The 9,768-nt window shown below is 40.2% G+C and carries 10 protein-coding genes and 1 pseudogene; all 11 read left to right on the top strand.

Features of this window, described 5'->3' with window-relative positions; all coding sequences use genetic code 11:
• Positions 1-496 precede the first annotated feature (496 nt).
• The 11 genes and pseudogenes from N8M09_RS09920 (at position 497) to yihA (ending at position 9,758) form a co-directional block, all read left to right on the top strand.
• Positions 497-1,255 (top strand): class I SAM-dependent methyltransferase, encoded by a 759-nt coding sequence (locus N8M09_RS09920; protein ID WP_261065049.1) that lies wholly within the window; start codon positions 497-499, stop codon positions 1,253-1,255.
• Positions 1,256-1,340: 85 nt separating this feature from the next.
• On the top strand, positions 1,341-1,853 hold the full coding sequence (locus N8M09_RS09915) for an adenine phosphoribosyltransferase (protein ID WP_001049318.1): 513 nt from the start codon (positions 1,341-1,343) through the stop codon (positions 1,851-1,853).
• Positions 1,854-2,035: 182 nt separating this feature from the next.
• Positions 2,036-2,980 (top strand): homoserine O-acetyltransferase MetA, encoded by a 945-nt coding sequence (gene metA, locus N8M09_RS09910; protein WP_261065048.1) that lies wholly within the window; start codon positions 2,036-2,038, stop codon positions 2,978-2,980.
• An 8-nt stretch (positions 2,981-2,988) separates the two neighbouring features.
• Positions 2,989-3,666 carry a DnaD domain-containing protein gene (locus N8M09_RS09905; protein WP_261065047.1) on the top strand — a complete coding sequence of 226 codons (678 nt, stop codon included), beginning with the start codon at positions 2,989-2,991 and terminating at the stop codon, positions 3,664-3,666.
• 97 nt (positions 3,667-3,763) lie between these two features.
• Complete coding sequence (gene tpiA, locus N8M09_RS09900) at positions 3,764-4,522, top strand: triose-phosphate isomerase (protein WP_000087893.1); 759 nt, start codon at positions 3,764-3,766, stop codon at positions 4,520-4,522.
• 33 nt (positions 4,523-4,555) lie between these two features.
• A pseudogene (gene lytC, locus N8M09_RS09895) lies at positions 4,556-6,223 on the top strand (choline binding-anchored murein hydrolase LytC).
• A 343-nt stretch (positions 6,224-6,566) separates the two neighbouring features.
• Positions 6,567-7,085, top strand: coding sequence for a Dps family protein (locus tag N8M09_RS09890; protein ID WP_000229882.1), 519 nt, complete (start codon positions 6,567-6,569; stop codon positions 7,083-7,085).
• A gap of 131 nt (positions 7,086-7,216) precedes the next feature.
• Entirely contained in the window at positions 7,217-7,723 is a 507-nt protein-coding gene (locus N8M09_RS09885) for a dihydrofolate reductase (protein WP_261053284.1), read from the top strand.
• Positions 7,723-7,893, top strand: a complete 171-nt coding sequence (locus N8M09_RS09880; protein WP_000442260.1) for a hypothetical protein — start codon at positions 7,723-7,725, stop codon at positions 7,891-7,893. The genes N8M09_RS09885 and N8M09_RS09880 overlap by 1 nt, the downstream gene beginning before the upstream one ends.
• 36 nt (positions 7,894-7,929) lie before the next feature.
• The gene (gene clpX, locus N8M09_RS09875) at positions 7,930-9,162 is read left to right on the top strand and encodes an ATP-dependent Clp protease ATP-binding subunit ClpX (RefSeq protein ID WP_261065046.1); all 1,233 of its coding nucleotides are present in this window, start codon (positions 7,930-7,932) and stop codon (positions 9,160-9,162) included.
• An 8-nt stretch (positions 9,163-9,170) separates the two neighbouring features.
• Positions 9,171-9,758, top strand: a complete 588-nt coding sequence (gene yihA / locus N8M09_RS09870) for a ribosome biogenesis GTP-binding protein YihA/YsxC (protein WP_000405202.1) — start codon at positions 9,171-9,173, stop codon at positions 9,756-9,758.
• Positions 9,759-9,768 lie beyond the last annotated feature (10 nt).

Raw genomic sequence — 9,768 nt, 5'->3', positions numbered from 1 at the left:
ATGGGACTTTTTTTCTACAACAAAATAGGCTCCATAATATCTATAGGGGATTTACCCACTACAAATATTATAGAGCCTTGTTTATGAGAGGCAATTCCTCTGTGGGTGTCCGCTACCGGTGAACCCAATAGCGATTCCCAAGCATGATTATTGTGAGGTAGCGGATTAAAACGGTCTGGGGATAGACCGTTTTAAGTCTGACGTTGGAAATTAGAACCGTCAGAGGAAGGGATAGCGAAATCGTGGCTCTACGAACAGGAAGGTGGAGGTTCGTATAATGGATGAAGATGAGAGCAATTCCAAAGTACAAAAATAGTCGTAACCTGAATGTGTAAATGATGGGAGGAGTTGAATTCGAACTAGAGAGGTGGTTAATAGATTTATGCTATAGTCATGTCAGCCTGTATGCTTTTGATTCTAGTTTATCAAATAATAGATTAGAATTGTCAGATAATATCGTTTTGTGTTATAATGAAGAAAAAATAGAGGTGTTCAAATGTCAGAAGCAGGTCATAAGTTTTTAGCAAAACTGGGGAAAAAACGCTTACGCCCAGGTGGAAAACGTGCCACAGATTGGTTAATTGCGGAAGGAGGGTTTTCAAAAGAAAAGAGAATACTAGAGGTTGCGTGTAATAGAGGAACTACAGCAATTGAGTTGGCACAGCGTTTTGGTTGTAAGATAACTGCTGTTGATATGGATGCTCAAGCTTTAGAAGTGGCTAAAAAATCTGCTGAAACGGCAGGTGTTGCTCATTTAATCAGTTTTGAAAGAGCAAATGCAATGAAACTTCCTTATCAAGATGCTAGTTTTGATATTGTTATAAATGAAGCTATGCTGACTATGCAAGCCGATCAAGCTAAGAAAAAATGTGTGATGGAATATCTAAGGGTTTTAAAATCTGGAGGTCTTCTCCTGACACATGATGTGCTTCTTAAGGAAGCTAAAGAGTCTGTCAGACAGGAACTGTCACAAGCAATTCATGTAAATGTAGGTCCTTTAACTCAGGATGGTTGGGAACAGGTGATGATAGAATCAGGTTATCGTGATGTGAGAGTATTGACTGGTGAAATGACATTAATGAAATTATCGGGTATGATTTATGACGAAGGTTGGCTAGGAACTTTGAAAATTTGTGTAAATGCTTGTAAAAAGGAGAATAGAAAGCAGTTTTTAACTATGTATAAAATGTTTGATAAGAATAAAAAGAACTTGGGGTTTATTGCTATGGCTAGTTATAAATCGTCAAATCGTTAGATAATCATTGAAGTTAACTTTTCCTTTTTTCTTTCTTAAAAAATATGCTATAATAGAGAGTAAAAACTTTGAAAGAAAGAAAAAGATGAATTTAAAAGATTATATTGCAACAATTGAAAATTATCCAAAGGAAGGAATTACCTTCCGTGATATCAGTCCTTTGATGGCTGATGGAAATGCTTATAGCTATGCTGTTCGTGAAATTGTTCAGTATGCTACTGACAAGAAAATAGACATGATTGTAGGGCCTGAGGCTCGTGGATTTATCGTGGGCTGTCCAGTTGCCTTTGAGTTGGGAATTGGTTTCGCGCCTGTTCGTAAGCCAGGTAAATTGCCACGCGAAGTCATTTCTGCTGACTATGAAAAAGAGTACGGTGTTGATACCTTGACTATGCATGCGGATGCCATCAAGCCAGGTCAACGTGTTCTGATCGTAGATGACCTCTTGGCGACAGGTGGAACTGTTAAGGCAACTATCGAGATGATTGAAAAACTTGGTGGTGTTGTAGCAGGTTGTGCCTTCCTTGTTGAATTGGATGAATTGAACGGTCGTGAAAAAATCGGTGACTACGATTACAAAGTTTTGATGCATTATTAATGAAAAACAGTCCCTAGGGCTGTTTTCTCTACATTAGGATATAAAAATAGACTATAGCTAGTTAGAGAAAAACTATAATTGAAAACTATATCTTCTTGCAGTATAATAAAAGGACTAGGTGTTTGAGATTTGGCTTCAAACATATGCAATTATTCCTGAGAGAGTACAGTTAGGAGAGGGTTATGCCGATTCGAATTGATAAAAAATTACCAGCTGTTGAGATTTTACGGACAGAGAATATCTTTGTCATGGATGATCAACGTGCTGCCCACCAAGATATTCGTCCCTTGAAGATTTTAATTTTAAATCTCATGCCACAGAAAATGGTCACAGAGACCCAGTTGTTACGTCATTTGGCTAATACGCCCCTACAACTGGATATCGATTTTCTCTATATGGAGAGCCACCGTTCTAAAACAACTCGTTCAGAGCACATGGAGACCTTCTATAAAACTTTTCCTGAAGTCAAGGATGAGTATTTTGATGGCATGATTATCACGGGTGCTCCAGTTGAGCATTTACCATTTGAGGAAGTGGACTATTGGGAGGAATTCAGTCAAGTAATCGAGTGGTCCAAGACCCATGTTTATTCGACCCTTCATATCTGCTGGGGGGCTCAGGCTGGTCTTTATCTGCGCTATGGAGTGGAAAAATACCAGATGGACAGTAAGTTATCGGGTATCTATCCTCAAGACACCTTAAAGGAAGGTCATCTTCTATTTAGAGGTTTTGACGATAGCTATGTATCTCCTCATTCTCGGCACACGGAGATTTCTAAGGAAGAGGTCTTAAACAAAACCAATCTCGAGATTTTATCAGAAGGACCTCAGGTTGGGGTTTCGATTTTGGCTAGTCGTGATTTGCGTGAAATTTATAGTTTTGGGCATTTGGAATATGACCGTGATACCTTGGCAAAAGAGTATTTTAGGGATCGTGATGCAGGTTTAGATCCTCATATTCCAGAAAATTATTTTAAGGATGATGATGTTAATCAGATGCCTTGTCTTTGTTGGTCTTCATCAGCAGCCCTCTTTTTCAGTAACTGGGTGAACTATGCGGTCTATCAGGAAACACCTTTTGATTGGAGAAAAATAGAAGATGATGCATCTGCATTTGGGTATTTATAAGAGGAATTATGACATATTTAGACGCTTTTAAATCAGGGAACTTGGTTTTACCGAGTGCCCTTCTCTTGCATTTTAAGGAACTCTTTCCTTCCAGCGACGATTTTCTGGTCTGGCAATTTTTCTATTTGCAAAATACGACAGGTTTGGAAGAAATGTCGCCCAGCCAGATTGCTGAAAGGATTGGCAAGGAAATTTCGGATGTCAACCAGTCCATTTCCAATCTGACAGAGAGGGGACTGCTTCAATACCGCACTATCGAATTAAATGGCGAAATTGAATTGCTTTTTGATGCTAGTTTGGCTTTGGAACGTTTGGATGATTTGCTTGGAGTCGCTCGTTCGAGTTCAGACCAGTTGACACCTCAAAATCAGCTCAAGGATTTGGTGGAAACCTTCCAGCAGGAATTGGGACGCTTGTTGACACCTTTTGAGATTGAGGATTTGACCAAGACACTAAAGGAAGATGGAACCAGTGCTGACTTGATTAAGGAAGCTCTTCGTGAAGCTGTTTTGAATGGAAAACCAAACTGGAAGTACATTCAGGCCATTTTGAGAAACTGGCGCCATGAAGGTATCAAAAGTGTGACTCAAATTGAGGCTAAGCGGGCAGAGAGAGAAGCAAGCAATCCTCAGTTGACACAGGTATCGGCAGATTTCAGAAATGCCATGGATCTCTGGAAGGATTAATCCATGTAAGCAGGCTTGAAATCCGAGTAAGATTTGCAAGCTGTGTCTAATTGTGATAAAATAAATAGAAAATAAATTGAAAAAAGAGGTATGTGAAATGTCACGTAAACCATTTATCGCTGGTAACTGGAAAATGAACAAAAATCCAGAAGAAGCTAAAGCATTCGTTGAAGCAGTTGCGTCAAAACTTCCTTCATCAGATCTTGTTGAAGCAGGTATCGCTGCTCCAGCTCTTGATTTGACAACTGTTCTTGCTGCTGCAAAAGGTTCAAACCTTAAAGTTGCTGCTCAAAACTGCTACTTTGAAAATGCAGGTGCTTTCACTGGTGAAACTAGCCCACAAGTTTTGAAAGAAATCGGTACTGACTACGTTGTTATCGGTCACTCAGAACGTCGTGACTACTTCCATGAAACTGACGAAGACATCAACAAAAAAGCAAAAGCAATCTTTGCAAACGGTATGCTTCCAATCATCTGTTGTGGTGAGTCACTTGAAACTTACGAAGCTGGTAAAGCTGCTGAGTTTGTAGGTGCTCAAGTATCTGCTGCATTAGCTGGATTGACTGCTGAACAAGTTGCTGCATCAGTTATCGCTTACGAGCCAATCTGGGCTATCGGTACTGGTAAATCAGCTTCACAAGACGATGCACAAAAAATGTGTAAAGTTGTTCGTGACGTTGTAGCTGCTGACTTCGGTCAAGAAGTTGCAGACAAAGTTCGTGTTCAATACGGTGGTTCTGTTAAACCTGAAAACGTTGCTTCATACATGGCTTGCCCAGACGTTGACGGTGCCCTTGTTGGTGGTGCGTCACTTGAAGCAGAAAGCTTCTTGGCTTTGCTTGACTTTGTAAAATAATCAGTAGCAAAAGCTAGGTGGAACAGCATTCAGATGTCTGTTCCATTTTTTATAGGAGAGGAAAGATTGAAAACAAAGATTGGAAAAATTGGATTAGCAAGCGCTTTTTTGATTGGACTAGTTGTCAATCAAGTGCCTGCCAATGAAACTGAAGTGAAAGCATCTTCAGAAGAAAGCAGTGTTCAAGCTTATTCTAGTAAGGTAGAAGAAAAGAAATCAGAAACGACTACAAGTCAAAAAGAAGAAGAGAAAAAGGTTGAGACTTCTTCTAGTCAGCGTCAAGAGAAAAAGGAAGAAGTCAAAGAGACGCGAGCTAGTAGTCAGAAAGAAGAAAGTAAGCCAAATTCAACATCAGCAAACTGGGAAGGTGACTTCTATGTAAAAGCAGATGGTTCAAAAGCTAAGAGTGAGTGGATCTTTGATACTAGCTACAAGGCTTGATTCTATATAAAAGCAGATAGTCGTTATGCTCAAAAAGAATGGCATGGAAACTACTACCTCAAAGCAGGTGGTTATATGGCTAAAAATGAATGGTTTTACGATAACAATTATAAGAGCTGGTTCTACCTCAAAGCAGATGGTTCTTATGCAGAACAAGAATGGCATGGGAACTACTACCTCAAAGTGGGTGGCTACATGGCCAAGAGTGAATGGTTTTATGATAGCAATTATAAGAGTTGGTTTTACCTGAAATCTGATAGTTCTTATGCGAATCAAGAGTGGTATGGTAAATATTACCTCAAAGCGGGTGGCTACATGGCCAAGAGTGAATGATTTTACGATAACAATTATAAGAGTTGGTTTTACCTGAAATCTGATGGTTCTTATGCAAATCAAGAGTGGCAAAAGGTAGACGGCAAGTGGTACTATTTCAAGAAGTGGGGTTACATGGCCAAAGATGAGTGGCAGGGTAACTACTATTTGACAGGAAGTGGTGCTATGGCGACTGGTGAATTAGTCATGGATGATGCTCGCTATATTTTTTCTGACTCAGGTGAGTTAAAAGAAAAGAAAGACTTGAATGTTGGCTGGGTTCACCGAAATGGCAGACGTTATTTCTTTAACCATCGTGAAGAACAAGTTGGGACTGATCAAGTAAAAAAAGTTATTGATGTCAGTGAGCACAATGGTCGTATCAGTGATTGGAAAAAAGTCATCGATGATAATGGAGTAGATGGAGTCATTGTTCGTTTGGGCTATAGTGGAACTGAGGACAAGGAATTGGCTCATAATATTAAGGAGTTAAACCGTCTTGGAATTCCTTACGGTGTTTACCTTTATACTTATGCTGAAAATGAGACCGATGCTGAGAATGATGCTAATCAAACCATTGAACTCTTGAAAAAATACAAGATGAACTTGTCTTACCCTATCTACTACGATGTTGAGAACTGGGAATATGGCAATAAGACCAAGAGAGCTCCAAGTGATACTGGAACCTGGGTCAAGATTATCAACAAGTATATGGCAACAATGAAACAGGCTGGTTATCAAAATGTGAATGTTTATAGCTATCGCCAACTCTTGCAAACTCGTTTGAATCATCCTGATATTTTACAACATGTCAATTGGGTTGCTGCTTATACTGATGCGCTTGATTGGACAAATCCTCATTATTCAGGTGAAAAAGGGTGGCAATATACCTCATCTGAATACTTAAAAGGAATTCGTGGTCGTGTTGACGTCAGCGTTTGGTATTAAGATATAAGTTTGAGAAAGGAGTGTGCAAGAAAATTGCATCCCTTTTTTCTTTATTTTGTCGCAGTTAATACTCTTTGAAAATCAAATTCAAACCACGTCAACGTCACCTTGCCGTACTCAAGTACAGCCTGCGGCTAGTTTCCTAGTTTGCTCTTTGATTTTCATTGAGTATAAGAGAGGTGTAAGGGGACTGGGTTTCATTCTAAAAAATTCTTAAATTATCAGTCTATTGCAACTTTTCTCATGTGAGTCATTTGGCTTGCTATTGGTTTTACTTAGTAGTATACTAAGGTAGTAATCAGTAAGAAGTGATTACAAATAATAATGAATGAGGTAAAATAAAATGGTAGAATTGAAAAAAGAAGCAGTAAAAGACGTAACATCATTGACAAAAGCAGCGCCAGTGGCATTGGCAAAAACAAAGGAAGTATTGAACCAAGCTGTTGCTGATTTGTACGTAGCTCACGTTGCTTTGCACCAAGTACACTGGTACATGCGTGGTCGTGGTTTTCTTGTATGGCATCCAAAAATGGATGAGTACATGGAAGCTCTTGATGGTCAATTGGATGAAATCAGCGAACGCTTGATTACACTTGGTGGTAGCCCATTCTCTACATTGACAGAATTCCTTCAAAACAGTGAAATCGAAGAAGAAGCTGGTGAATACCGTAATGTTGAAGAAAGCTTGGAACGTGTGCTTGCTATCTACCGTTACTTGTCAGAACTCTTCCAAAAAGGTTTGGATGTCACTGATGAAGAAGGTGACGATGTGACAAACGGTATCTTTACAGATGCTAAAACTGAAACTGATAAAACAATCTGGATGCTTGCCGCAGAACTTGGACAAGCACCTGGTTTGTAAGAAATAGAATAATCATATAAAAATCTGTAGGATGCCTCTTACAGATTTTTTTCTATTCTGTAAGCTATTCCAAACCAGTCTTTTTTTGAGTTTTTTGATAAAATAGTACTATCAGTGAAAAGGATGGAAGCATGACTAAGAAAATCGTAGCTATTTGGGCCCAGGATGAAGAGGGTGTGATTGGTAAGGACAATCGTCTGCCTTGGCATTTGCCAGCAGAACTGCAACACTTCAAAGAAACAACTCTGAATCATGCTATCTTGATGGGGCGCGTGACCTTTGATGGAATGGGGCGTCGCTTGCTTCCAAAACGGGAGACCTTGATTTTGACTCGTAACCCAGAAGAAAAGATAGATGGGGTTGCTTCTTTTCACGATATCCAGTCTGTCCTAGACTGGTATCAGGGTCAAGACAAGAATCTTTATATTATCGGTGGGCAGCAAATTTTTCAGGCTTTTGAGCCCTATTTGGACGAAGTGATTGTGACTCAAATTCATGCTCGGGTGGAAGGAGATACCTATTTCCCTGAAGAGTTTGACTTATCTCTTTTTGAGACGGTTTCAAGCAAATCTTATACCAAAGATGAGAAAAATCCTTATGATTTTACCATCCAATACCGCAAGAGAAAGGAAGTCTAATGGAACGTAGTATATTTGGTTTTTTCACAGCCATGCTGTGTTTGGTCTGCTTACTTGCTGGAGCACAGGCTTTTCGTAAAAAGCGTTATGGACTTTCTGTCCTGCTCTGGTTAAATGCCTTCACCAATTTGGTCAATAGTATCCATGCTTTTTACATGACCTTATTTTAGATAGAATGACAGTATAGAATAGAACGGAAGGAAATCATGCCTACAACTAGGAATAATGATATGATGGTTTATTGCTCATTTTGTGGCAAAAGCCAAGAAGAAGTACAAAAAATAATTGCTGGGAACAACGCCTTTATCTGTAATGAATGTGTGGAGTTGGCCCAGGAAATCATTCGTGAGGAGTTGGCTGAGGAAGTCTTGGCAGACTTGTCAGAAGTTCCAAAACCAATCGAACTCCTCCATATCTTGAACCACTATGTAATCGGTCAAGACCGTGCCAAACGGGCTTTAGCAGTAGCAGTATACAACCACTACAAACGCATCAATTTCCACGATACGCGTGAAGAGTCGGAAGATGTAGATTTGCAGAAGTCAAACATCTTGATGATTGGCCCAACTGGTTCAGGGAAAACTTTCCTTGCCCAGACCTTGGCTAAGAGCTTGAATGTGCCTTTTGCGATTGCGGATGCAACAGCTCTTACTGAGGCTGGTTATGTGGGTGAGGACGTGGAAAATATCCTCCTCAAACTCTTGCAGGCTGCTGACTTTAACATTGAGCGAGCAGAGCGTGGGATTATCTACGTGGATGAAATTGACAAGATTGCCAAGAAGAGTGAGAACGTTTCTATCACACGTGATGTTTCTGGTGAAGGGGTGCAACAAGCCCTTCTCAAGATTATCGAGGGAACTGTTGCTAGCGTGCCGCCTCAAGGTGGACGTAAGCATCCACAACAAGAGATGATTCAAGTGGATACTAAAAATATCCTCTTCATCGTGGGTGGTGCCTTTGATGGTATTGAAGAAATTGTCAAACAACGTCTGGGTGAAAAAGTTATCGGATTTGGTCAAAATAATAAAGCGATTGATGAAAACAGCTCATACATGCAAGAAATCATCGCAGAAGATATTCAAAAATTTGGTATTATCCCTGAGTTGATTGGACGCTTGCCAGTCTTTGCAGCTCTTGAACAATTGACTGTTGATGACTTGGTTCGTATTTTGAAAGAGCCAAGAAATGCCTTGGTCAAACAATACCAAACCTTGCTTTCTTATGATGATGTTGAGTTGGAATTTGACGACGAAGCCCTTCAAGAGATTGCAAATAAGGCCATCGAACGTAAAACGGGTGCGGGTGGTCTTCGCTCCATCATAGAAGAAACCATGCTAGATGTCATGTTTGAAGTACCGAGTCAGGAAAATGTGAAATTGGTTCGCATCACAAAAGAAGCTGTCGATGGAACGGATAAACCGATCCTAGAAACAGCCTAGAGGTGACTATGGAAATCAATACACACAATGCTGAAATCTTGCTCAGTGCAGCTAATAAATCCCACTATCCGCAGGATGAACTACCAGAGATTGCCCTAGCAGGGCGTTCAAATGTTGGTAAATCTAGCTTTATCAATACCATGCTGAACCGCAAGAATCTAGCCCGAACATCAGGTAAACCCGGTAAAACCCAGCTTCTCAACTTCTTTAATATCGACGACAAGATGCGCTTTGTGGATGTGCCTGGTTATGGCTATGCCCGTGTTTCTAAAAAGGAACGTGAAAAGTGGGGGCGCATGATTGAGGAGTACCTAACGACTCGGGAAAATCTCCGTGCGGTAGTCAGTCTAGTCGACCTTCGTCATGACCCGTCAGCAGATGATGTGCAGATGTACGAATTTCTCAAGTACTATGAGATTCCGGTTATTATCGTTGCGACCAAGGCGGACAAGATTCCTCGTGGTAAATGGAACAAGCACGAATCAGCAATCAAAAAGAAATTAAACTTTGACCCAAGTGACGACTTCATCCTCTTTTCATCTGTCAGCAAGGCAGGGATGGATGAGGCTTGGGATGCAATCTTAGAAAAATTGTGAGGAAAAGAAA

It is taken from the genome of Streptococcus mitis (assembly GCF_946190375.1).
GTDB classification, from domain to species: Bacteria; Bacillota; Bacilli; order Lactobacillales; family Streptococcaceae; genus Streptococcus; species Streptococcus mitis_CJ.
Note: the sequence above shows the minus strand (reverse complement) of the source record. Positions and strands in the feature narration are given on the sequence as shown.